Annotated in this window: 18 protein-coding genes and 1 pseudogene; 8 read left to right on the top strand and 11 right to left on the bottom strand. The window is 69.4% G+C overall.

The window, feature by feature from the left end; all coding sequences use genetic code 11:
- Positions 1 to 343: 343 nt before the first annotated feature.
- Complete coding sequence (locus EBO15_RS08070; protein ID WP_122193721.1) at positions 344 to 742, bottom strand: GNAT family N-acetyltransferase; 399 nt, start codon at positions 740 to 742, stop codon at positions 344 to 346.
- Between the two features lie 323 nt (positions 743 to 1,065).
- On the opposite strand from EBO15_RS08070, the gene EBO15_RS08075 reads away from it, so the two are divergent.
- Complete coding sequence (locus tag EBO15_RS08075) at positions 1,066 to 1,839, top strand: TetR family transcriptional regulator C-terminal domain-containing protein (RefSeq protein ID WP_233616047.1); 774 nt, start codon at positions 1,066 to 1,068, stop codon at positions 1,837 to 1,839.
- A gap of 154 nt (positions 1,840 to 1,993) precedes the next feature.
- On the opposite strand, the gene EBO15_RS08080 is transcribed toward EBO15_RS08075, so the two are convergent.
- The 7 genes from EBO15_RS08080 to EBO15_RS08105 all read right to left on the bottom strand — a co-directional run bounded on the left by EBO15_RS08080 (position 1,994) and on the right by EBO15_RS08105 (position 9,896).
- A complete protein-coding gene (locus EBO15_RS08080; RefSeq protein ID WP_122193686.1) occupies positions 1,994 to 3,193 on the bottom strand; it encodes a helix-turn-helix domain-containing protein in 1,200 nt (399 codons plus the stop codon).
- 374 nt (positions 3,194 to 3,567) lie between these two features.
- Positions 3,568 to 3,699, bottom strand: a complete 132-nt coding sequence (locus EBO15_RS46745) for a hypothetical protein (RefSeq protein ID WP_267898389.1) — start codon at positions 3,697 to 3,699, stop codon at positions 3,568 to 3,570.
- A gap of 317 nt (positions 3,700 to 4,016) precedes the next feature.
- Positions 4,017 to 4,190, bottom strand: coding sequence for a hypothetical protein (locus EBO15_RS44085; RefSeq protein ID WP_158628152.1), 174 nt, complete (start codon positions 4,188 to 4,190; stop codon positions 4,017 to 4,019).
- A gap of 84 nt (positions 4,191 to 4,274) precedes the next feature.
- Positions 4,275 to 5,573 carry an MFS transporter gene (locus EBO15_RS08090; protein WP_158628153.1) on the bottom strand — a complete coding sequence of 433 codons (1,299 nt, stop codon included), beginning with the start codon at positions 5,571 to 5,573 and terminating at the stop codon, positions 4,275 to 4,277.
- Positions 5,574 to 5,685: 112 nt separating this feature from the next.
- On the bottom strand, positions 5,686 to 7,689 hold the full coding sequence (locus tag EBO15_RS08095; RefSeq protein WP_233616048.1) for an ABC transporter ATP-binding protein: 2,004 nt from the start codon (positions 7,687 to 7,689) through the stop codon (positions 5,686 to 5,688).
- Positions 7,690 to 8,083: 394 nt separating this feature from the next.
- The gene (locus EBO15_RS08100) at positions 8,084 to 8,938 is read right to left on the bottom strand and encodes a helix-turn-helix domain-containing protein (RefSeq protein WP_147481419.1); all 855 of its coding nucleotides are present in this window, start codon (positions 8,936 to 8,938) and stop codon (positions 8,084 to 8,086) included.
- A 130-nt stretch (positions 8,939 to 9,068) separates the two neighbouring features.
- Positions 9,069 to 9,896, bottom strand: coding sequence for a 5'-3' exonuclease (locus EBO15_RS08105; protein WP_233616049.1), 828 nt, complete (start codon positions 9,894 to 9,896; stop codon positions 9,069 to 9,071).
- A gap of 452 nt (positions 9,897 to 10,348) precedes the next feature.
- Between EBO15_RS08105 and EBO15_RS08110 the strand changes: the two genes are divergently transcribed.
- The 4 genes from EBO15_RS08110 (at position 10,349) to EBO15_RS08125 (ending at position 13,288) form a co-directional block, all read left to right on the top strand.
- A complete protein-coding gene (locus tag EBO15_RS08110) occupies positions 10,349 to 11,248 on the top strand; it encodes an aminoglycoside phosphotransferase family protein (RefSeq protein WP_122193690.1) in 900 nt (299 codons plus the stop codon).
- Between the two features lie 83 nt (positions 11,249 to 11,331).
- Positions 11,332 to 11,850 (top strand): NUDIX hydrolase, encoded by a 519-nt coding sequence (locus EBO15_RS08115; protein WP_158628154.1) that lies wholly within the window; start codon positions 11,332 to 11,334, stop codon positions 11,848 to 11,850.
- A 288-nt stretch (positions 11,851 to 12,138) separates the two neighbouring features.
- Positions 12,139 to 12,726: a hypothetical protein gene (locus tag EBO15_RS08120; RefSeq protein ID WP_122193692.1), complete on the top strand. Its 588-nt coding sequence runs from the start codon at positions 12,139 to 12,141 to the stop codon at positions 12,724 to 12,726.
- Positions 12,727 to 12,997: 271 nt separating this feature from the next.
- Positions 12,998 to 13,288 carry a GNAT family N-acetyltransferase gene (locus EBO15_RS08125; protein WP_233616051.1) on the top strand — a complete coding sequence of 97 codons (291 nt, stop codon included), beginning with the start codon at positions 12,998 to 13,000 and terminating at the stop codon, positions 13,286 to 13,288.
- A 133-nt stretch (positions 13,289 to 13,421) separates the two neighbouring features.
- On the opposite strand, the gene EBO15_RS45160 is transcribed toward EBO15_RS08125, so the two are convergent.
- Positions 13,422 to 14,129: a nucleoside triphosphate pyrophosphohydrolase family protein gene (locus tag EBO15_RS45160; protein WP_199744398.1), complete on the bottom strand. Its 708-nt coding sequence runs from the start codon at positions 14,127 to 14,129 to the stop codon at positions 13,422 to 13,424.
- Positions 14,130 to 14,762: 633 nt separating this feature from the next.
- Between EBO15_RS45160 and EBO15_RS08135 the strand changes: the two genes are divergently transcribed.
- On the top strand, positions 14,763 to 16,985 hold the full coding sequence (locus tag EBO15_RS08135) for an ATP-binding protein (protein WP_147481420.1): 2,223 nt from the start codon (positions 14,763 to 14,765) through the stop codon (positions 16,983 to 16,985).
- A 32-nt stretch (positions 16,986 to 17,017) separates the two neighbouring features.
- Entirely contained in the window at positions 17,018 to 17,776 is a 759-nt protein-coding gene (locus tag EBO15_RS08140; protein WP_122193695.1) for a hypothetical protein, read from the top strand.
- 190 nt (positions 17,777 to 17,966) lie between these two features.
- Here EBO15_RS08140 and EBO15_RS08145 read toward each other — a convergent pair.
- A pseudogene (locus tag EBO15_RS08145) lies at positions 17,967 to 18,199 on the bottom strand (transposase); the annotation flags it as partial.
- A gap of 996 nt (positions 18,200 to 19,195) precedes the next feature.
- Positions 19,196 to 19,609, bottom strand: coding sequence for a hypothetical protein (locus tag EBO15_RS08150; RefSeq protein WP_122193696.1), 414 nt, complete (start codon positions 19,607 to 19,609; stop codon positions 19,196 to 19,198).
- Between the two features lie 764 nt (positions 19,610 to 20,373).
- On the opposite strand from EBO15_RS08150, the gene EBO15_RS08155 reads away from it, so the two are divergent.
- Positions 20,374 to 22,752 (top strand): tetratricopeptide repeat protein, encoded by a 2,379-nt coding sequence (locus tag EBO15_RS08155; RefSeq protein WP_158628155.1) that lies wholly within the window; start codon positions 20,374 to 20,376, stop codon positions 22,750 to 22,752.
- Positions 22,753 to 23,207: the final 455 nt, after the last annotated feature.

The raw sequence follows: 23,207 nt of genomic DNA on the forward strand, positions 1-23,207 counted from the left end.
GCGCCGGAGTGGTCGAGCCCTCGACCCTGCTGAACGTCCGCCTGGACCGTTGCCCGCGACGGCCCCTGACCGCCGACCATCCGCCTGCCGCCACCTCTGCACCTCTGGAACGCAGGGGCCTTCGTGCTCGGGCGTGGGCGGCGGCTGGCTGTACAGCGCCTATCGCCTGGCGTGCGCCGGCGACAAGGTCACTTCGTTCCGGCTGAGGAGGGGCATGACCAGTGACAGGCGCCGCACGTTGAGACCGGGGACGGGGGCGAGCGGCAGCAGGCCGGTCGTCGTGGTGGCCATTCCCTCGGCTGACAGAGGACCCCAGGGCTGTCCGACCGGTGACGCCCGTGGTTCAGCGCAGGGCGATGAGTCCTGCGTCCGTTGGCCTGAAGCCGCAGGCGCTGAGGTAGAAGGGACACAGGTGCTCTTCGAAGTCGACGTGGAGCCACTCGCAGTTCGCTGAGCGGGCTCCTCGGGCCGCGGTGGCCATGAGTTCGGTTCCGACGCCGGATGTGCGGAGGTCCTGAGCGACCATCGTGTCGAGGATGAAGGCGTGGGCGCCGCCGTCCCAGGCGACGTTGGCGAATCCGATCAGGCTGCCGTCCTTTCGGGCGCAAACCCAGCCGAGGCTGTGACGATGCACTTGCGCGTGCCAGTCGGTGAATGTCCGGTCGTGGCCGAACGCCTCCGCATGAAGTGCGTTGACGGCTGCGTTGTCGAAATCACCACGCCACTCGTACGTGATCGTCATGGCCGCATCGTAGGTGCTCGCCGCGTTCGTCACCGCCTACGTCCTCGGGATCGACCTGGACGCCTCGATCGCGGCCACGATCCACGCAGTCCGTACCCGCGCCGCAGGCGCGAACCCGAATAACCCCAGCTCAGCCCAGGGTTCGTTGGATTCTCGGCGTCCGCTACGACCACTCCTCGAGTTCAGGAACGATGAGCAGTGAATGGTGCATCCTCCTCCTCGGAGGACGAAGGCTCGCGGTCGATGTCAGCCGCTCGACGCCGTCAGATCGCCGCTGAGCGCCACGCTCGCGAACGCCTCGCCCTGCTCGGTGAAACACCGGCATGCACGCGATCGTGCGGGGAGTACTGCTCGAACTGCTCCCCGTGGACGAGGAACGGCGCACCCGGCACCTGGTACACGCCGCCTACTTCATCCGCTTCCTGGCCGACCGCGACCTGGCCAAGGTCGCCCGCGACGCGCCACACGCACTGGAGGACTTGGTCGCAGGCCTGATCGCGCAAGGCCAGGAGTCCGGTCAGGTGCCCCAGCACGTCGACGCCACGGCTGAAGCCGCGTTCCTGGTGGCCGGGACCGAGGGACTGCAGTCGAGCGTTCTGCTGAGGCAGCGGACAGCGGCGGGGGTCCGGCCGGGGCGGGGACATGGCTCCGCGGCAGGCCTGTTTGCGCTGGCTGATGCGTCGGGCGAGGGGGATCGAGTATGCAGGGACCGTGCCCGGGTGTGTCGAGCACGTGCAGGAACCCGCCGGTTCGCTCAGCGCTGGCACAGACCTGTTGGAAGGCGTCGAGGCGATCAGAGATCTCCAGCTGTGCGGTCACCATCAGCACCGTCGCCTCGCGATCCTCCAGCGGAACGAGCGCGGAGACCAGTCCGGTCCGCATCAGAGGCGGGATGGCGTCGGAGGTCGCTGATGACGGCGGCCACGTACGAGTTGTGGCGTGCGGCCCAGTTCTGGCATCGGGAGATCGCACGGCCTTGCTCAGCAGGGTCTCCGCGGCGGGTGTTGACGATCGTGTGGATGCGCCTGATTGGTGAGCGGTCGGCGGGGGGCGGCACGGTCATGCCCGAAGCATCGCCCGGCGATCTCAACCAATGAAGACACAGACCATGACAGTCGGGGGCCCAACGCTGGCCCGTGTAGGCACGAGGCGTAGGAGCCCATCGGTTCGCTGGCGTACAGCGGACACGCACTGTGTGACGGGTGGAACAGTCGGCTAGGCCGGTCGCATGAACCGTAGGAGTGCGCGGAGTCAGCGGGGCAGGAGCGGAAGGCCCAGTACCTGGGTCACCTTGCGGAGCTTGGCCGTCGAGCCGTCACCGATCCGCTGCACCACCACGCCCGCGAGTGCCTGATGCCGCACCCATTCGGGGGCAGCCGTGCACACCTCCAGCAGAGTGTCGGCGGCCTCGTCCCACCGCTCGGCTTCGCAGTAGGCCAGCGCCACGTTCAACTGGTGACGGCAGCGGACCGCGATCGGTGTGCTGCCGGGCATCCGGGTGTCTTGGATGAGCCCCAGGGCCTGGCCGATGTCGCCGAAGGCCAGATGGATCTCGATCGCGGTCTTGCGGGCTGTGGTCGGCCCGAACAGCGTCTGGTAGTGGTTGGCGTCGGTGCCGAGCCGGGCGGCGGCGGCGTGGGCCTGGGACAGGAAATCGGTGGAGCGTGTACGGTCCTCGGCCCGCGAGGACGCCACCGCGGCCCGCAGCATCAGGTCGCCGAACACCGACAGGCGTTCCGGGGAAGCGTCGGAGAACGCCAGTTGGATGCCTGAGGCGGTCTCCTCCGAGACTTTCACGGCCCGCTCGATTCGCCCGTCCCGCAGGTACACCCACGCCAGCGACGACTGCAGCACCGCCGACAGCAGCACGTCCCCGGACTGTTCGGCGGCCCGCTCAGCGTGCGCCAGCGCGGCGTAGGCCAGGTCCCGCTTGCCCAGCAGGTTGGCCACGCACGCGGCGACGTGGTGCGCGTTGGCCAGCACCGCCAGGCCCTGCTCGCGCAGCTGGCCGTCGTGGGTGTCGATGAACGCGCGGGACTCGGCGATCAGATGCGGCGCGATCATGCACGCGCCGGTGTAGTCGCCACGCCAGAACTGATCCCAGGCCAGCGCGAGCGAAGCCTTCAGGTCGGCCAGCGGCGGCGCTTCGATGTCGGGGACCGGGGCCAGCACACTGTCGTGCACGGCCAGCGACAGGTCCCGTGCGCCGGTGCGCTCGGCCCGCGACATCGCCTGGCGCGGCGCCTGCTGGCCCAGCAGCACCCCCACGTCGGTGCCGAGCGCGTCGGCGATTTTCATGAGGGAGCCGACCGAGCCGCCCCGGTCCTGCTCCACCTTCTGCACCGTGGCCACCGAGATGCCAGCGGCCTCGGCCAGCGCCTGCTGAGTGATGTCGGTCCCGCGCAGGATCTTCATACGCTCGCCGGTGCTGTACTCGTTCCAGGCGGTCATAGCACTCTCACTTCGTGAGACCAGAAAGCCTTCGCGGACGGCCGGTTTCACCCGGGCCCATACTGAAAGGCTACAAAGCGCCGAGACCCGTTGGTAGCGGACCCTGACGCCAGCAGGCCGCAATCGGAGCCCGTGGTCCTCGGGTTAGTTGGGCTGCAGGTCCTCGAACATTCTGGACGAGCCCGTCCCGCCGCTCTCTCGGGAGCGGACCGCGCCGCCATCGGCTGGCAGCTCCTCCTCATCCCCGCCGCCGACGCCGCCGACGACGGTGACGCCCTTCGGCGACGGCGGGGGCGCCGCTCTCGATATCCGACCGATCAGCGGCTGGCCCTTGGGCTCCACCGACTCCGGCCCGGTCAGCGCCCTGACCACAACTACCTGCGAGCGCTGTTGTCGGGACGGGTGTTCCCGATTCCCAGTTCGCCGGACAGCCAGATCTCCATGACCAGGCCGAGCAGCGCGTCCGGGACATGCTCGGGCGGGCAGAAGGCCGGCGGCGAGGTCACGCGACGTCCTTCAGCCCGCTTGCGGGCCCGCCGCTGGCGTCGTCGGCGGCGAAGTCCGGATGGCGGTCGCGGCAGTGTCGGGAGCCTCGGCGAGTGTGAGCTCGATCCGCGTATGGAACGGTTCGTCCTTCAATCAGCTGACGATCTTGTCGAGCAAGTAGCCGGCGAGGGCCTCGGTGGTGGTGGCGATCGGGAGCGGCAGGCGGCCTGGGCGGGCAGGCCGTAGATCCTGCTGCCGAGCGCGATGACGATCTGGTCGCCGTCGCCGTCGCCGTCGCCGTCGCCGTCGCTGGTGACGGTGTCGCCCCCAGCCAGGGCTACGTCATGAGGACTGGGCAGCGCAGCAGCGCAGAGATCCGGACGGACTGGGCGTGCACCAGCCTCGCGATCCGGCTTCCTCGACGCTCGCCACCGTCCAGGGGGAAGGGGGCGTTGTGCGGTACGGGGTGGGTGTCGGTGGGGAGCATGGCGTCGGTCTCGCTGTCCTGCACGGATCACCTCCTGATTCGGCCGGCGGGGGATGCCTCCGGGAGCGGGCCGGACGCGGCGGCCTCACCCCGGGGAACTTGGTTGGGTCAGGGACTGTCGCTGTCGGGCACGGCAGGCTGGCCCGCCGGATGGAAGGAATGGGGTTCAGGTCCGGTCACGGCGGCCAGGTTGCGGACGGGGCCGGTGGCCAGCGGGGCCAGTGACGCGATGACCATCACCACACCGCACGTGCCGAGCACCACGGGCGCGCCGAGGTGGTCGGCGCAGGGGCCGGCGACGGCGTAGGCCAGCGGGGTCACCACCGAGGCGATCATCTCGGTGTCGGCAAGGACGCGTCCCTGCAGATGGCCGGGGATACGGTGCAGGACGAGCGTGGGCCACAGCACCTGCCCCGGCTCGGCGAGCAGGCCGCCGGCCAGCATCACACCCATCATCACCGGGACCGGTGCGCCCGCGGCCATGACGATCCAGGGGATCCCGAGCGCGACTCCGCTCGCGGCGACCAGCAAGGCGGGACGGGACACCATCTCGGGGCGGGTGCGGGCCAGCCGCATCGCCCACACGCCACCGGTGACCGATCCGGCCGCCAGCGCCCCGTTGACCAGCCCCCACGTGGTCGGGGCTCCCCACTGCTGCCCGGCCGCCAAAGGGCCCAGGACGAACGCGGCCAGAAATGCCGCCGCCTCCACCGACCTGGTGAGCGACATCGTCCACAACCAACGCCGTCCAGTGATCGCCTGCCACCCGGCAGCCAGCCCGACCGGCGCCGTCCGATCATGGCCCGCCGGGTGGCGCACGGCGGGCAGCCCGGCGCAGACGAGCGCCGCGAGCAGGAACGACACCCCGTCCCAGACGATGACCGGTGCGGGACCGACCGCGCTGATCAGCAACCCGCCCAACGGCGGGCCCGCGACCGCCAGCGACTGGCCCAGCGTGGAGACCACGGCATTGGAGTGCGCGAGCCGGCCCGCGGGGACCAGCATCGGCACCAGCCGCCTGCGGGCCGGGACCGCCACCGCCCCCACAGCGGCTCCGGCCGCAGCGACCACCGCCAGAGACCAGACCCCCGCCCGTCCGGACGCGATCAGCGTGCCCTCGACCAGCTGACAGGCCCCGGCAGCGATCTGGGTGAGCACCAGGAGCCGCACCAGCCGACCCGGGTGCCGCGCGGCCCGGTCGGTAAGGAGACCACCGGCCGGCAATGCCAGCAGGTACGCCGCGTACTCGGCGACCAGCACCGTCACCACACCGGTCCCACCGTGCCCGGTGCCGAGGAGTGCGACCGACAACGCGAGCGGCGTCATCGTGGAGCCCGTCCCCGACACCACAAGCCCGGCCAGGAACCGCCGCCACGCCCACACCGACGGCGTCACCGGCTCTTCCACGGTCCTCACCTCCATGTGCTGCTCGCTCTGCCCATCGCCTGGTCCGCAGCCGCGGTGCCGGGCGAAGCACACCGACGCTGGGGATCGGCCATCGGCTCATTTCGCTGGCGGTTCACTCGGTGAGGGTGTCGGCGGCCCGGGATTCCGCGGTCTCGGTGGTGGGGTGGTAGGCGGATGCCTGCAGGTCGTACAGCTCGGCGTACAAACCACCGGCGGCGAGGAGCGTGTCGTGGCCGCCTTCCTCGATGACCTGTCCGTCCTTGAGGACGTAGATGTGGTCGGCGTGGCGGACGCTGGCGAGGCGGTGGGTGATGAGCAGGACGGTCCGGCCGTGTCGTTGGGCGTGGACGCGGATGTGTTCGAACATGTGGTGTTCGGCGCGTGCGTCGAGCGCGGCGGTGGGTTCGTCGCAGACCAGGAGGGGCGCGTTGCGGTAGAAGCCGCGGGCTGCGGCCAGGCGCTGCCACTGGCCGCCGGACAGTTCCTGGCCTCCGTCGAAGCGTTTGTCCAGCAGCGTGTCGTAGGAGCGGGGGAGGGTGTTGATCACTTCGTCGGCGCCGGAGTCGGCGGCGGCGGTCCGCATCCGGTCGTGGATGCGGGTGTCGGTGAGGTCGTCGCCCATGGCGATGTTGTCGGCGGCGGTCATCGGCCAGTGGGTGTGGTCCTGGGCGACGACGGCGATGTTGCGGCGGACGATGTCGGGGTCCAGGCCGTTGACGACGGTGTCGTCCCAGTGGATCCGGCCTTCCTGCGGCGCGTACAGACCGGAGATGATCTTGGCGAGGGTGGTCTTCCCGGATCCGTTCTCACCGACCAGCGCGACGACCTGGCCGCGCCTGAGCCGGACCGACACGTTCCGCAGCGCGGGTTGGTCGCTGCTGGGGTAGGTGAAGGTGATGCCGTCCACGGTGATCTGCCGGAAGTCCCGCAGGACATGGCGCGCCTCGGCACCGCCCTGGAGGGCCGTCGACCGGTTGCCGGTGGATTCCTCGGCCATGTCGATGTAGGCGAGGTAGTCGGAGAAGTACAGGCCGTCCTCGTAGGTGCGGTTCAGGGCGTGGACGAGGTTCAGCAGGGACTGCTGACCCGCGCGGATCGCCAGCACCGCCGTCCCGGCGACGGCCAGCGGCATCATGCCCCGCCACAGCAGCACCCCGAGCGCCGTATACAGCAGCGCGGTCGCGATCCCGCGCAGCACGTCCCCGTAGGCCTGGGTCCTGGTGCGGCCGCGCGCCACCCGCACCAGGACGCGGCGCACATGGTCGGCCAGAAACCCGTACTGACGCAGCAGGTACGGGCGCACGGTGAACGACCGGACCTCGGCGGCGTGCCGCCGCTCGAGCATGAGTTCCGACAGGATCCAGGCACGCCGCCGGACCGCGATCAGCGACAGCTGCGCCCGGTACCCGAGCCGCGCCGAGCGGACCGCCGCCCACGCCTCCGGAAGCGCCGTGAGGATCAGCAGCGGCAGCAGGACCGGATGCAGGACCCCCAGGGCCCCGGCCGCGGCGCCGACGCCGATCGCGGCGGTGCCGAGATCGACCGCGTTGTCGACCATGGACGTGGCGGACTGAAGCCCACGCACCTGCGCGCGATGCAAGGCGTCCTGGTGGCCGCTGTCGTCGAACCGCGCCAGATCGATCGCCGTGGTCGTCTCATACAACCGCTGCTCGACGATCCGCTCGACCTGCGGACGCAGCCGGGCCTGGGCCCACTGCGCCAGCAACGTCAGCGTCCCGCGGACGGTGATCGCGGCCCCGACCAGCACGAGCGCCGGGGCGGCGGCACGCACCCGGTCGGGCGTGGGCCCGGCCGCGAACAGCGCCGTGAGCACCCGCGTCGTGGCGAGCAGCCCGAACGCGGTGAACACCCCGGCGACGGCGTTGCACGCGACGGTGATGACCAGGTCACGCCGGTTCGCCTGCCAGCCGAGCCGTCCGACCTGCCCGATCAGGCGCGGCAGCCGACGGGTCATGGTGAGCGTGCTGGTCTCGGCCATCTCCTGCGACCGCCGCGCCCACCCGTCCAACGCCGCCAGATCAGGCCCCAGATCCTCCGCGGCCTCCCGCCGGTCAGGCGGACGAAAGCGTGCCAGCATCCGGACGATGCGATTCATCGACAGGCCCCTTTCATGCGTTGCGCTGGTGACGGCCCGACTGACGACTTAGCGAGGACGAGTCCCGACGGACCGCCTCAAGAAGACCTCGAACTCCCGCGTCCTGCTGGGCAACGGACGTACCCGGACAGCCAGGCCGCCGGCGTCCCGCGGCTGTGGACGAACACTGCTTGGATGAGGGGACCTCGACACAGGCTCGGACAGCACCGGACAGCTATCGGGGGCGGTCACCGCGAGCCACCTCACCGCGGAACTCCGGCTCTCCACCCGTCGTCGACCGCGCTCACGGCGATGAGGCCGCCCAGCGAAGGCGAAGGCGGACCAAGTGCACGCCGCATGAGCGTGCCCGGCGAAGCATGACTGAACGAGAGGGCCGGTCAGGGGCGGGCGGGGTTCACCGGGCGGGACGGCTGCCGTTGGTGATGGTTTCCAGTTCGTCCTTGACGAACTGGAACAGTTCACCGGGCTCGGCGCACACCAGTCCCGGTACGGCTGAGGTGCGGGTGCGTCCGTGGCTGTAGAGGCCGAGGACGGCGGTGTCGTCGAAGCGGTGGATGGAGCAGGTCCGGTCGCCGGGCCAGTAGCGGATGTCGATGGTGGCGCCGCCCGGCCGGGCCAGGTCTTGGTAATCGCGCCGGGTGTTCTCGATGCGGTCGACCAGTTCCTGCCGGCCGATCGCGAAACGGTCCGCCAGCACGCGCACGGTGAGGGTGTCGGCGGGGTCGGCGAGGATCACCCGGATTCTCGCGTCGGGGCGCCGTGCGAGCTGGGCCAGTTCGCGGGCGTGCAGGTGGCGCCAGGTCTGGCCGTAGGCGACGAAGATGTCCAGTTCGCTGACCGTCGCGAACAGCTGCCGCCATTCCAGGTCGGGCAGATAGGTGTTTCCGAGCCGGAGCAGCCCCGCCGTCCGGATGTCTGCGGCCAGCCGTTCGGGAAGCGGAGCCGGCACGGGGACGGCGGCACCGCGGTTCGCGGCGAGCAGGGTCCACGCCGCCACCCACCGCGTGTCTTCGACCGGGTCCACCCCACAGGCTTCCAGAAACGCCAGCAACAGCGCTCGCGACGGCAGCCGTTTGCCGCGCAGCAGGTCCGAGGTGCTGCTGCGCGCCAGCGGCCTGCGGTTCTGCTGCCCCCACAGTTCGAGCCGGCGGAGCGAGGGGTTCCCGGCGCGAGCCCGAAGCCGGCGCAGGCACTCGGCGAGCCCGGCGACGCTCGTCCCGTCGCACAGTGGATCCAGGTCCTCACCCATGACGCCTACCTGCCCGACGGCGTGGCCCGGCAAGTTCCGGCCGACGTCACATTGAGTGATCCACTCGGAGAGTGAGGGCCATCCTGGACGCTGCGACGAACGGCGGGGACGAGCCGAGGTATGTGGGTGTTCACCATAGGTGGAGGTCTTCCAGAACGGCTGCGGCCCTGGGCAGGGGCGTCGTGGGGGTGGACGTCGTCAGGCCGGCGGGCAGAGGGATGCGGTGGTCGAGCCGGATCATGTCGCGCCAGGTGAGGATCTGCTCCCAGGACTCGGCGATCGGTCGGCAGCGTGGGCGGTGCAAGCGCGTGCTGTGACGGAGTTGTTCGAGGTGGAGGCCATCGGCGAGGAGACCGGCGGCGGTCTTGGGGCCGATGCCGCGGACACCGGGGATGTTGTCGGAGGCGTCACCGGTGAGGGCACGCAGATCCGGCCATTGCCGGGGAAGTACACCGTGACGGGCGTGGACCTCCCCCGGGGTGATGCGGCGCCGGGCTGGGGTGAGGACGGTGACCTGCTCGGAGGCGAGCTGGTACAGGTCACGGTCTCCGGAGTAGCAGGTGACCGTTCGCCCTGCGCGTGTGGCGGTGCGGGCGAGGGCGGCGATGACGTCGTCGCCCTCGTGGCCCTCGAGTTCGATCCAGCTGACGCCGGCTACGTCGAGGCCGTCCTTGACCAAGGGCAGCGACTGGATCGGGCTGTGGTCGGCCACGACTCGGTCGGCCTTGTATCCGGGATCCTTTGACCGGCGTGAGGCCGCGGCGTTCTCGCCATCGAACACCACCACGATCTCGTGGCCAGGTGCCTGTTCGAGGTGGGTCTTGCGGAGGATGGCCAGGAAGCCGAACACGCCGGTGAGGTCGCGGCGTCCGTCACGGGAGGTGATGCGCCGCTCGGTGAATCCCCACCAGGAGCGATAGAGCAGGTGGTGGCCGTCGACGGCGAGTAGCGGTGTCACAGTTGGCCTCCCCGAGGGCACACCAAGATGGATCGCCTGTGACCGGGGCGGGCGGGTGTCCACCGCACGACACCGAGGTGAGGCGCGGGGACGGGCCCGAGAGTATCCGCTGGCCGGCCGGGTCCGCTCGCAAGCCCAGAACGGAGGCATGTCGCACCAGGCATAGGCGGCGATCGCCGACCCGCCCGGCACGAACCCACTGCGACACGCCTCGGGGACATCGGCGGCCACGGTGACCTGGAACCCCTGCAGGCCCCTGGCGGGTGCGTGCTGAACGCACGCCAGATCGGCGACGGTAGGCGGGTGACTACCGTACGTTGGCTGTGCTGGGCCTGGGTGACATCTTCAGTCACCGCGCGCGACTACCGAACTCGTCCGCGCCACCACCGCACGAGAGCCCCGGCCGCCGGACTACTCCTGACCGACCACGACAACAGGACAGGTGATCCCGGATGACCGGCAGCGACGCCGCACCCATGCCCGACGCCCTGCGCCAGTGGATCGCCGGCCGCCTGCCTGGCACGTTCGTGTCGGTGGCCGACAAGTCCTGGGAACGCGACACCTCCAGAGTGTGGCTGGTGGAAACCACCGTGACCACGGCCTACGCCAAGATCAGCCCGACCGTGGAGGCGTTCTGGCGTGAGGTCGGCGCGTACCGGCACGCCGAGACCGCGCTCGCCCCAGGCCAGGCGCCGCGCCTGCTGGCAGCGGACCTGGGCCTGCGCGCGATCATCAGCACTCAGCTACCTGGACGTATCGTGCGCCACCTGGACCTCCCTCCGGCCGTGGAAGTCGGCGTCCACGAACTCGCGGGGCGGCTTCTGCGCGGCTGGCATGCCCACCCCGCGCCCGCCCCCGCACATGCACGGGAATCGTTCAGGGCGTCGATGACCGACCAGGCCGCCGAAGCAGCAGCCTGCTTGAACCTTCTCGGGGACGACCTCAGCGCCGCCGCGCGCGCCCTGGTGCGCGAGGTCGCCCACGACCTGCCCGCGCTGGCCGACTCCCTGCCCCTGGTCTACCTGCACGGCGACTACGGAACCCGCAACTGGCTGTGGGACACCGAAGCCGAACGCCTCGCCGTGATCGACTTCGAGGCCGCCGCGCACGGCCTCGCGGTGCAGGACATGGTGTGGCAGTGCGGTGCCCTGTGGACCACCCGACCCGACCTACGGGAGGCGTTCCTCAACGGGTTCGGCCGGAAGCCAAGCCCGGACGAGAACCGCGCACTGGTCCTGCTGACCGCCCGCCTTGCGGCCTCCTACCTGGCGACCGGCCGGACCACACACGACCAAGTCCTCGTCGACCGGGGACACCGCGCGCTGTCCTCACTGGCGCGCACCCTGCACTGACGCCCCTGCCGCCGCGACAGATGAGGATCCGCTCCCAGACTGCCGCGGCGCGGGAGAGAGTGGTGACAGAGGAGGGATGTTCGGTGATCAAGCATGCGACGGCGAGCGTGTTGATCTTGTGTCGGAGGTGGGCTGACGCGCGGTGGAGGATGGCGTTGATCCGACATCCCCGGCTGGACTTGTGGATGGTGCCAGGCGGTCACGTTGAGGAGAACGAGAACACCGCCGAGGCCGCCGTCCGCGAGGCGCGCGAGGAGACCGGCCTGAGCGGGCTGCGACTCCTGCCCGCTCCCGGCCCACGACTGCCGGAAGGGTTCCCGCTTCGTTCGGTCCCGCAGCCGTGGTGGATCACCGAACTGACGCGTTGCCCTCCCGACAACCACCTCGACCAGCCACACGGCCATATCGACCACATCTGGCTGATGGGATGCCAGGAACCCGCCCCCGCTGCGCCGGGTGAGCACCCGCTGGAATGGTTCACGGCCGAACAGATCGCCGCCCTCCAGGAGATACCGCCCGACACCCAGGTCCTGGCAGCCATGGTCTTCGCCGAACTCGATGAACACACTGGACTCGCCGGGATCGTCACTGCTACGGCGTGAGACGACAACGGTGCGGCAGGACTTCAGCTTCCCGACCCTGGGGATCGCCCCTCTCGATCTGCGTGCGGCGCGGGCCTTGCAGCGGCACGAGGCACGGTGTCGCATCGCCCTCATCCGCCACACGTTGAGGTGCCGCCGGGGTACATGCGGGAGCGCCCGCAGGGGCCAGGCCCGGTGTATCTGGCGCGTGGCGCGGCGCGAACCGGCCACCGTTCGCTGGAATGGTCGAGTGTGTGACGGGGGACGCCTTGGCGTGGGCGTGGGCTTCTCTCAACGCGGAGGCAGCATATGCGACGCAAGTCCTGGCTGGTGGTGGTGGTGGCGACGGCGGTGGGACTGGTGGCGACGGCGTCCGTGCCGGCGACGGCAGGTGGCCACGCGACGACGGGCGGACACGCGGTGAAGCGCGCGGCGCCCGGCGGGGGTTTCAACGGCCCGGTCATCACGCACCCGAACTATCCGCCCGCGGAGTACGCGGCTGGAGACGTGTGTCCGTTCCCGGTCCATGTCGACTCCCCGGTCAACCAGGTGACGATCGAGTCGTGGTCCAACGACGCGGGCCAGCCGGTGTACGACGTCGGCTACGGGCCGCTGAACATCCGGGCGCGCAACATGTGGACGGGCAAGACGGTCGTCCGCTGGATCAGCGGTAACGCGACGTTCAGCTACCCGGACCCGACCTCACACATCCTCACCGGCAACGAGATCGCCGAGACCTTGCACAAGGGTGACAACCCGCCGAACCACCTCTACATCATCGGCAAACGTGACTACTCGGCCATCCGGGTGGCCACCGTCAACGGGCACACCACCAAGACGATCCTGTACCTCAGCGGGCATCCCGAGGATCTCTGCAAGACCCTCGCCCCTCGCTGAGTTCATGGGTCTTTCACCCAACGATCGTCGCGACGCAGCCCCGGCCCCCTACCCCTCCGGGCAGTGCTGTCTCGCGGTCCTGGTCAGACGATCCCCGGCGAAAATTCCCCGGCGTTAATCACCCCCTGCGGGTGAGGCGTGGCCGCTGTCGTGCCATTCCGACGGCGGCCACGCCGCCGCGGTCGGCGCAGGGGTGCGGCAGGAGACGGCGGCGAGGAGGCTGAGTCGCCAGCGGTCCAAGGGAGCCGAGCCGTCACGGGTCCCGGTGCCGGTGTCGTGGGCCCGCTCCAAGGATGACTTCCCGTCGCCTTCGCCTGAGCGGAGCGACGCCAATCACATCGGGTACGCGGTTCGCCCCGGCCGCCGACGAGAGGGGCACGCCACCGGAATGCTGGCTGCCGCCCTACCGATTGCGTGGCGATTGGGGATCGACCCGGTCGTGCTGGTCTGCGCCACCGGCAACATCGGGTCCCGTACCGTCATCGAACGCAACAGCGGAATCCTGACCAGTACCTATGACGGCCTGTGCCGGTACTCCATCGGCAAACCGAACCTCCCCTAAGCCCGACACAACGGCAGCTGAGTCCGGCTGTCCGACCCTGGTGCGTGGGCCCCAAGCCCCGGGGCGTTGTGGCAGCACGCCTTTGAAGCGAGCCAGCTTCTCAAGCCGTGCAGGTCGTCCTTCGCCCGCTGCTTCAGCGCTCCGAGACAGGAGCTGCGCCTTCAGACGGCTCGGGCCGGGCGGAGTCGGACACCACCAGCCGACCGTGGAACCCGCCGCGCGCCTCCGCCTCCCGGGCTCGGTGCGCCTCCAGGTCTTGAGGCGACAACCCGTCGCCAGCCGCGAGAGCGCAGACGACCTCGGCCAACTCGACGACGTTCGCCTGGCAGGGATCGCTGATGTAGTCACCCAGCGCCGCATAAGCCTTGACCATGAGCAGGCTCCGGAACTCCCCAGGTTCGGCCACACGAAGCCGACCCGGATCGATGTCGGAGGCGTCGCCGTCACGGATCAACCACTCGGCACGTCCGCCGCCCTGCTTGGTCCGGTGCTCGAGCATCCCGTTACGGCGGTCCAGGGCCTCGACCCACTTGACGGCCACAGCCGCACTCTGAACCAGTTCGGTTCGCAGCTTGGCGGGCTCGCTCTCGGCAGCGGCTTCACGAACCTCCTCGTGAAGCACCTGCCACCAGGTCAGCGCCCCGGACTTCCAGTTGGCCTCCACCAGCGCCTTGGCGGCGTCGGCCTCCTCCTCAGAACCGGGCAGGCCCGTGCCGTCGGGGAAGTCCTGAAGGCCCCACATCGCATCCTGCGCCTGCCGTTCCCGGGCCACGTCGGCCAGAACCCTGCGCGTGCCCTCCGAAAGCCACTGCCCGGTAAGCGCCCCTGTGCCGTCGGTCATGCTCCCGATCCTGACAGCCAGCCGCCCGAGCCACCGGAGAACACCGCCAACGGCCATGCGCCGCCGACAACCTTGACGTCCTGCGCGAGGACGGCACCCAGGTCCGCCAACAAGGCCGGTAGCCGCAGAACCGGTGAACAGGTCCTCCGACTGCCTGCGGGTGGCCGCGTGCCAGGCGCGGGCGGCATCACATTGGTGCCGGTTACCAGGACCGGAACTGGCGAGGGGAAGAGCAGCGGACGCGCTGTCGGCACCACCTGCCGAGGCACACCCAACTGTGCGCGATCGTCAGCCCAGCCGAAGAGCCCCGCGCTGAGGCGGCTTGGGGCTCGGTTGTGGGAGCAGCGTCCGCGACGGTACCGGCCGCAGGTCCACCGCCCACCCCCTTGCGGGAGGAAGTCGATCCCTGAGAAAGCCCAGGTCAACCGGGCATGCCTCTCATACAGGCGTGATTGTCTGTACAACCTGGCCCGTGTGCGTATTAGTACGTGGTGGCGGGCTGGAGGAGCCACGAGAGTTAGCGGCCCGCACGGTGAGTAACCGAGCGCGAGCCTCAGTGCCGTCCGGCCGGGAGGTTCGCTCCACTCGGATCATCATGCGGCCGGTGCGGGTCTCGAGGATCGCGAGGTGGTCATGGACGAACAGGCGAACAGCGGCGCATCCGATGCCGGAGACGCGCCCGGCATCTTCGTTGGCGGGAACGCCTACGGTCATGTGGTCTGCGGTGACCACAACATCGTGTTCAACGCGGACGGCGGCTCGATCGTCAACGTGGCGACGCCCCGGCCCGAGGTCGTCCGCCGTGAACGGATCCGACTCCAGCCGCGAAGGCAGAACGCGCCCCTGGGCCGAGACGAGGACCTGGCCGCGTTGCGCAAGGCCGTCCGGTCCAGCGACATCGTCCAGCTGTACGGCCCGTCCGGAGTCGGGACGAGCACGCTGCTGCGCCAGTTCGCGGGAGCGGAGCCTGCCGTGGGGGCAGGGGTGGTGTACCTGGACGCCCGCGGCCGTGAGGTCACCGACCTCGCCCAGGAGATCTTCGAGGCCTGCTACCGGAGCGACGTCCCCTACGCCCCCGCCGCCAACGAGCTGCGGCGCCTCATGGTGGGTGTCGACGTCACCGTGTGCCTCGACAACGCCGACCTGACCGGCGAACACATCCAGGCGCTCGCCGACTATGCCCCCGCCGCGAGTTTCGTGCTCGCCAGTCACGAGCGGACGCTGCAAGGGCTGGACGGCACCGCCATCGCCGTCGACGGGCTGTGCGAATCCGCGGCAATGGCGCTCCTGAGCAGGGAACTTCCCGAACTGCAGGACGACGAGCGGGCGGCCGCATCCAAGCTGTGGTCGGCCACCGGAGGACGGCCACTGCTGCTGCTTCGCGCCGCCGCCTTCGCCCGAAACAGCGGCTCGGCTTCACATCTCCCTCGCCCCGGTGACGTCCCAGACCTCGTACCTCTGCTGCTCGACCAGTGCGGCACCACCGCCGAAGCCGTGCTGAAACTCCTGGCCACCCTGGACGCGACGCTCACGCCAGCCGACATCGGCGCCCTCACCGGCGCTGACAAGGCACTGTGCGAAGAGCTGGCCAGGCTCGGTCTCCTCATAGCCGATGAGCGCGGATACCGGTGCGCGGCCGACGCCGTCGCCGCAGTCTCCAACAAGTGGAACAAGCCGTTCCCCATCGACCGCGTCTGCGGGCACTACATCGACTGGACGGCACGGCCCACGACAGAACCCGAGCAGGTCGCCGCACGCAGTGCGGCCCTGGAGCAGGCCGTGGAACTCGCCCACGCAGCCGGGCATGACGCGCTCGCCGTGCGACTGGCCAGGGCGGCGGCGCCGAAGCTGGCCGCATCACGACACACTGACGCGTGGGCTCGGATGCTGGGACTCGGCTGGCAGGCCGCGCACAGCGCCGGAGACAAGCGGGCCGAAGCCTACTTCCTCCACGAGGAAGGAGTCCGGAGCCTGGTCCGGGGCCGCTACGTGGTGGGAGCGCTGCTCCTCGCCGAAGCGATCCACCTGTGGAGGAAACTCCAGGACGCCCACAGCGTCGGCGCCGCCCAGCACGCCAACCAGTTACTGCCGAACATGGCCACCAGCCCGATACCGGCTCACGGCGCGCCCCTCACACCCGCGAGCCACATGGCCAATCTCGCCCCAGTGCACCACACGGCAGTGATCGTCACCCCGCCGCCGCTTCCCCCAACGCCGGTCCCACCTTCCACCACCCCTTCTCTGCCGCACTCGGCCGTCCCAGGTACAGGGGCCAGGTCCCCGGGAGCCGGCTCCAACGCCCCAGGGGCCAGCGGCAAGGCAGGCGGCGCCGCCGGAAAGGCGGCAACATCCGCACCTCACGCGGCGACTCCTGTGGTGAGCTCCGCAGCCACCTCCACAGCCTCCTCCGCAGCGGGGGCCGCGGCGGGTTCCGCGGCCGTGGCCAAGTTCATCGCCATCGCCGCAGTCCTGATCGGGGTCGTGTTCGGCCCCAAGATTCTGGACGCCATCACCAAGGAGCTGAACCAGCCCTCGCCCAACGACCTGTCCGGCGTGTGGGTGACACCCGCCGGAACCGTGAAGATCACCTCGCAAGGCTCCGGTTCCTACGGCCTCGACGAATGCGGCACCACGTTGACGTTCAGCGGCGGCGCCGGAACCTTCGAGGGGACGGTGCCGATCCACAACCTCAGCGAGGGGAGCTGCGGCTCGCGGATCGGAACGGCGAGGCTCACGATCACGATCTCCTCCGACGGCAGATCCGCCACCGTGGAGGAGGGGACACCCATTCTCGACGGCGGCTCCCTGAGCCGGGCTTCCTGCTCCGTCTGCGGCAGTTGGACACGGCCGTCCTGAACCCCATGGCAGACAGCGAAGGAGACCATCAGATGACCAACCCGCCGAACGAACGTCCCACCGTCACCGTCGGCGGTGACGCGATCGGAAACATCGTCGTCGGAAATCAGAACACCATCACCACCCAGCAGGGACCGCCTCGTCCGAACACCGCACCACGCCGCGACGACGCGGCACGGAACCCGACCTACCGGCCGCTGCTGGCGGCCGACATCGCCCGCTCCTCAGGTCGCGGCAACGCCGCGTCCACCGCGATCCGAGGCGCGCTGCGGACAGCACTCCAGGAATCCCTCCGGCAGAGCGGCATCGAGTGGGACCACTGTCAGATCCACGACCTGGGCGACGGATTCAGGATCGCGGCACCCGCCCACACCCCCAAAACCGCGATGATCCACCCCCTGCTGCAGCAGCTGGCCCACCAGCTTCACTCTCACAACCGGCTGGCTGGTGAACTCACGCAGATCCGCGTCAGAGTCGCTCTTCACGCCGGGGACATCGCCATCGACGACACCGGAGCGGCCAACGGCCGCCCCCTGGAAATCCTCGCCCGCATGCTCGACGCCACACCCCTGCGCGCCGCCCTGGACGCAGCCCCGCCGGCCCACCCCCTGGCGGCCCTGCTGTCCGCCCACTTCTACGAAGAGACCGTCCCCCACGGATACCCGGGCATCAACGCCGAGGACTTCCACCGGTGCCCGTTCACCACCAAGGAGTACACCGCTGACGCCTGGCTCTATGCCCCGGGCAGTTCGCTCCCTGCCCGTGCCTCTGAAGCCCGGCAGCAGCCCTGAACCAGACACGGCATGTTCTGGTCGGCCGCACGGTCGGGACCGGACCGCCGACACAAAGACGCTCCAGGGGCGTATGCACATCGGGAAGGTTCCGACGCCGGTACGACGTTCGGTCGTCCGGGTGAGGCCATCGGGCCTGTCCAGAGTTAGCGGCTCTGTCTCGTATTTCGGTGGTGGCGCTGGGTGTTCGTCAGTGCAGCAGGATGCGGTGGCGTAGGAGGTCGAATCCGGCGTGGCCGTGCATCTGCCTCATGATCCGTTTGGTGCGGGTTCGTTGACGCCTTCGGTTCGGCCGTTGTGGTGCGGGAGGGTGAGGCCGGCGTTCACGGCCTGGCGGTCGAGTTCGAGGCCGTTGATGAAGCCGTGCAGGTGGGGCAGGTCGGCGGCTCCGGTGGTGGCGATCCAGGCGGCGCACCGGACGTCCCGCCGCCGGACCGCCAGGCTTGGCCTGGCAGGCGATCACCCAACGCCACTACCGATTACGGGACAGAGCCGGAAAACCGTGCAGTCCCCTTGTTGCCGGCCTTCTGCGCCCCACCCGCCCGGCCCGCCTGGTCATCACTTCGGTCCGCCGCCGCCTTACCCCGTGATCCATTTGGGGTGAGGTGCTGGGGACCCCGCAGGCAGGGGTGGTCATAAGTGCGCCTGACCTGCGCGGTCCCTACCACCTAGAGATCGATTCCCCGCCGGCGTCCGATCGTTTCCCGCCCCAGGGCACCTGCCATACGGTGACGGCGTCACCAGCGTTATTCATGGACAATCAGGAACGGTTCGACATGAGGCGTGGCAAGGTCGGGCTCGACCGGAAGGCGGCCGCGGTTTGAGCGAGCACAGTGTGACCGCTGCCCGCCTCGTAACCTTCCGGCCTCCGAACTCCCCGGTATCGCTGACTCGGTGCGGGCCTGGCTGGGTGAGGATGCTCGTCTGAACAGTCAGGCGCCTGCTGGCTGGGCCGATGCGAGTCGGCCCAGCTGTGTTGCCAGCGAGCCGGCGTATCGCTGTGGGGCTGGGATGCGCGAGCGAATGCACCGTTGCTTAGCCGCCCATTCATCTGAGCAAGTGGCTGAAGAGGAGGTTGCCGTCGCCTCCTCGGTCGGCCCCTCATCTGGAGGTTGAGCCTGTTCCGGCGATCGCGGCGTCCGAAGTCGGAGAGAGCCTGAACGTGGCGATCTTCCTACGCCGCAACCTTGCCACGATCTCCTCCACTGTCCGGGACACCGTGGACGCTCTGAGTCGACTCCCCGCACGAACGGACCACACGGCAAGCAACCCGCTGGAAAGCGACAAAGTCCGCGCCGCCGTCGCCAATCGGCACACAGGTCAACTCCAGCAGACGGCGCGCTGCTGGAGTACTCGTCGGCCTGTGGTCGGGTGATGCCGGGGCCGTCGTCCGGCCCTGGCATCACCCGAGGAATCGCGTTAGCCGATGTAGAGGGTGGGGGACCATCCGGCGTCGAAGTAGGTGGGCGAACGGAACGTCGCGTGGGCGGAGTAGTGCCCCACCGGCACACCGGCCCACGGACCCACCAGGCTTCCCTGGTGGGTGTCGACGATGCGCCCCTGCTTCCCAGCGTTGCCGACGGTCTGCCCGGTGTCGGTGTTCACCACGGTGAGGGTCATGTCGACGGAGTTGTGGCCGTCTTCGCGCGTGTAGACCGAGGCCTGCAGTGACGTACCGCTGGAGGAGATGCACACCTGGACGAGCATCCCGTCCACTTCGTGGGTGGGGCCGCAGCCGCCGCCACTGTTGGCTGAGGCCGGCAGCGCGGTGATCAGGCCTGCCCCTGCGGTGACGGTCACCATGGCGGCGGCTGCGGCGAGACGGAGCTTCATTGGTCCTCCTGGAGGCTTTCACTTAACCGATGAGATTGACCGAATGACATGGTCGATGTCAGATGTCTCGGCCGGGCAGTGCCGATAGGGCGAGAGGGGTGACGGATAAAACTATCGGCGCCAACGTGAGCGCTCCCCTAGGGGGGAGGGCCGGGCGGGGCAGTGAAGGCGATGTGGTTGATCCATGCACCCGGAACGTCGGCGATTGATTGTCTCCCGCCTAAGCGGATGTCCTTATTGCCGGACGAGGTAGGTCGAGGATGTTCTCAGAGGTCTGGCCGTGGCATCTGGCGCCAGTTGACGTCGCCCGAACCGCCGCTGGCGGGGCCGAGATCCTGATGGCGCAAGAGTCGGCTCGTGCGGGCGCGGCCAAAGAGATCGCGACGACGGAAGGAAGGCGGCGCCGACCGTAGCGCCCGCAGTAGCGATTCTCAAACTCGGACGAGAGTCCATGATCCTCCTTTCGGGAAATATAAGTCCTTTGCAGGGTCGGCGTATGCTGTTTTGATTGCCGGTCACCGGACCTGCCGGGTGGAGAGTTGATGACGAACGGCGATGCTGGGAACATCGTTTCGTCTCGCGGTCGCCCATTTCGCGAAATCCAAGTCTCATGTGCGTCGTGGGGCTTCGCTGGTACCAGGATGCCGAGGCTGCGGAGTGGAGTCCTGTTTCCCGTACGAACCCGCACAACCCGTACAGTTCGCCTTAGACTCTCCCTATCGGGAGCACTGCTGTGCGGGGGCGTTGTGGGTGAGCATCGGAAGGTGCCGGATCCCGGCCAAGCCGGGGATCTGGCGGAGTTCGTCGCTTTACTGGGTGAGCTGCGTGTATATGCAGGGATGCCGTCTTACCGGATGCTGGCCGGCAGAGTCGGGTCGCTGATGCGGCCGGCCCGGGAGGTCCCGGTCACCACAGTGGTGGACGTGTTCAAGACCGGTCGCCGGCGCTTGGACCTGGATCTGGTGATGGCGGTCGTCCGGGCCCTGGGGGTGGGGGAGGAGGATGTGGCGGCCTGGCGCGAGGCGTGCGTCAAGGTGCACGGGCTGGCGAGGACCGGCGGCCCGGTCGGTGTGTTCGGTCAGCTTCCCGCGGAGCTCGCGACCTTCACCGGTCGCGATCACGTACTGGCGCGGCTCATCGAAACGGCCACCCGCCCCGACGGCGGCGTCGACGGGGGCCAGGCCGCCCGAACGGTCGTGATCTCGGCGATCGAGGGGATGGCGGGGGTGGGCAAGACCCAGCTCGCCGTCCGCACCGCACATCAGCTGCTGCGCGCCGGCCATTTCACCGACCTGCAGCTGTATGTGAACCTACGCGGCTTCGACCCCGACGCCCCGCCTGCCGACCCTGCTGCGGTGCTGGAGGCGTTCTTACGGCAGCTCGGCGTGCCCGCGCAGCAGATCCCGGTGCCCCGGCAGGAGCGGGCAGCGATGTACCGCGACCGGCTGCGCGAACGCAGCGCGCTGATCCTGCTCGACAACGCCGCCGACGAACAGCAGGTTCACGACCTCATCCCCGCCGGCCCGGCCTGCCTGGTCCTGATCACCAGCCGCCGTAGCCTCGCCGGTCTTGACGGCGTCACCCCTTACCTGATCGATACCTTCACCGGGTCCGAGTCACTGGACCTGCTCATGCGGATCGTCGGACGAGGCCGCGTCACCGCCGAACCCGAAGCGGCCACCCGGATCGTGAAGTACTGCGAGCGTCTCCCCTTGGCGTTGGCGCTGACCGCCGCGCGGCTCCGCTCCCGGCCCGGGTGGAGCCTGGCCGAGCATGCCGACCGGATGCAGGCCCGGCGGCTGGAGACGATCCGCGCCGGCGGCCGCGCGATACGACCCGTCTTCGATCTGTCCTACCGCAACCTCGCCGAACCGCTCCAACACGCCTTCCGCCTCCTGGGCCACCACCCAGGCCCCGACGTCACTCCGGCCCTGCTCGCGGCACTCGCGGAGTCCCCGGTCCACGAGGCTGAGACCGCCCTCGAACAGCTACAGGACGAGAACCTGGTCCGCCAGACCACCTCCGGCCGCTACGAACTCCACGACCTGCTGCGGGCCTACGCTGCAGAACTCGCCGCCGCCGACCCCGAACCGGACCCCACCGCACCGATCGCCCGGCTGGCGTCCTGGGCCGTCGCCACCGGCCACGCCGCGGCACAGGCCATTGGCGCCCAGCCCCTGCCCGACCTCTTGCCCGAACAGGCCGCACCGTCCACGCCTTTCGCCGGCTACGACCAGGGGCTGGCCTGGTTCGACGACGAACGCCACAACCTCTCCGCCATCCAGGACTCGGCTGACCGAGCCGGACTTCACCCCCGCGTGTGGCAACTCGCAGCGATCCAGAACGAGTACTGCATCGTCCGCCAGCAGTTCAACGACTTCCTGCCCATGCAGCACCTGGCCGTCCTGGCCGCGCAGGCCGCCGCGGACCCGGCCGCCGAGGCCTTGATGCTGTCCAGCCTCGGCTCCTTCTACTGGAGGATGGACCGCCTTGAAGAAGCAGAAGACCCCTGCCGCAGAGCCCTGGAGATCTACCAGACGCTTCCCGACATCGTCGGGAGGGCCCGGGCCCTGGTCGAATACGGCACCGTCCGAGGGCAGCGCGGGAACCACGAGCACGGCGTCGCCCTACTCACCCAGGCCCTCGACCTTTGCCACGGCCACCACATGCGTCAGGACCGCGCGAGGGCCCTGCTGAACCGTGGGCTGCTCCAACAACGCCTTGGGCGCCTTACCGAAGCCTTCGCCGACACTCATCAGGCCATCGCGATCCACCGGCACTCGGACGATCGGCGCAGCGAAGCCCTGGCCATCGGCAACCTCGCCTTCTTCCACCTCATCGACGCAGACCTCGACAGCGCCTTCGGCCTGTATCGGCAAGAACATCAACTAGCGCTCAGCCTGTCCGACACCTTCCTCCAGGCCGACGCACTCCTCGGCATCGGCGAGACCCACGCCACCGCCGGCGACTTCGACCAGGCCCGACAAGCCTGGCAGCAGGCACGCCACCTGTTCGAGCAGATCAACCATCACCGAGCCGCCCAAGTGCAACAGCGGCTGGACGCCATCGAGAACGAACGGCCCACCTCATGGACACCCACAGACTGGGGCGACCCGCAGCAAACGGGTCAAAAAGGGGCATAGATCGGCTTCGTGAAGATCGCCCATATTCGAGCGAGGCGGGTTTGTGTACTGAGGCCGTCAGGCCAGAAGGTCGCGCCCCGCAGCCAACCGACCCGCTGACCGACGCCCGCCGACCCGCCGCCTGTTGGCGGCGGCCTCCTAAAGGACCGAGGACTACAACCGGATCCGCGACACCATGGCCAAGGCCCTGGACGGCTTCGAGGACTTCAACCGGCGCGTAGTAGCGACTCCAAAAGACGTCCCCAGAGGAGTGGGCGGCCTCAAGGCTGGCCGCCCCAGGCCCGAACACCTCACGAGGAACCGCAAAGAACGCCGCTTCGACCTGCGGGCTGCGGATCCAGTTCTGCTGCTTGAGTGCGGCGACCGCCGCGGCGCGGAGCCGCTCACTCGTCGTGTGTCGGAGTCAGCGGCCACCCGAAATCCTAGAACCGTGGTGTGGCAGTTACATGCAAAGC

The sequence above is a fragment of the Actinomadura harenae genome (genome assembly GCF_003696215.1).
GTDB classification, from domain to species: domain Bacteria; phylum Actinomycetota; class Actinomycetes; order Streptosporangiales; family Streptosporangiaceae; genus Spirillospora; species Spirillospora harenae.

What these genes read in the sequence shown, in the direction of transcription:
- EBO15_RS08150 (WP_122193696.1), bottom strand. Translation starts at nt 19,609, where the DNA reads ATGAAGCTCCGTCTCGCCGCAGCCGCCGCCATGGTGACCGTCACCGCA.
- EBO15_RS08140 (WP_122193695.1), top strand. Translation starts at nt 17,018, where the DNA reads ATGACCAACCCGCCGAACGAACGTCCCACCGTCACCGTCGGCGGTGAC.
- EBO15_RS08070 (WP_122193721.1), bottom strand. Translation starts at nt 742, where the DNA reads ATGACGATCACGTACGAGTGGCGTGGTGATTTCGACAACGCAGCCGTC.
- EBO15_RS08135 (WP_147481420.1), top strand. Translation starts at nt 14,763, where the DNA reads ATGGACGAACAGGCGAACAGCGGCGCATCCGATGCCGGAGACGCGCCC.
- EBO15_RS08100 (WP_147481419.1), bottom strand. Translation starts at nt 8,938, where the DNA reads ATGGGTGAGGACCTGGATCCACTGTGCGACGGGACGAGCGTCGCCGGG.
- EBO15_RS45160 (WP_199744398.1), bottom strand. Translation starts at nt 14,129, where the DNA reads ATGACCGACGGCACAGGGGCGCTTACCGGGCAGTGGCTTTCGGAGGGC.
- EBO15_RS08075 (WP_233616047.1), top strand. Translation starts at nt 1,066, where the DNA reads ATGCACGCGATCGTGCGGGGAGTACTGCTCGAACTGCTCCCCGTGGAC.
- EBO15_RS08080 (WP_122193686.1), bottom strand. Translation starts at nt 3,193, where the DNA reads ATGACCGCCTGGAACGAGTACAGCACCGGCGAGCGTATGAAGATCCTG.
- EBO15_RS08110 (WP_122193690.1), top strand. Translation starts at nt 10,349, where the DNA reads ATGACCGGCAGCGACGCCGCACCCATGCCCGACGCCCTGCGCCAGTGG.
- EBO15_RS08095 (WP_233616048.1), bottom strand. Translation starts at nt 7,689, where the DNA reads ATGAATCGCATCGTCCGGATGCTGGCACGCTTTCGTCCGCCTGACCGG.
- EBO15_RS08120 (WP_122193692.1), top strand. Translation starts at nt 12,139, where the DNA reads ATGCGACGCAAGTCCTGGCTGGTGGTGGTGGTGGCGACGGCGGTGGGA.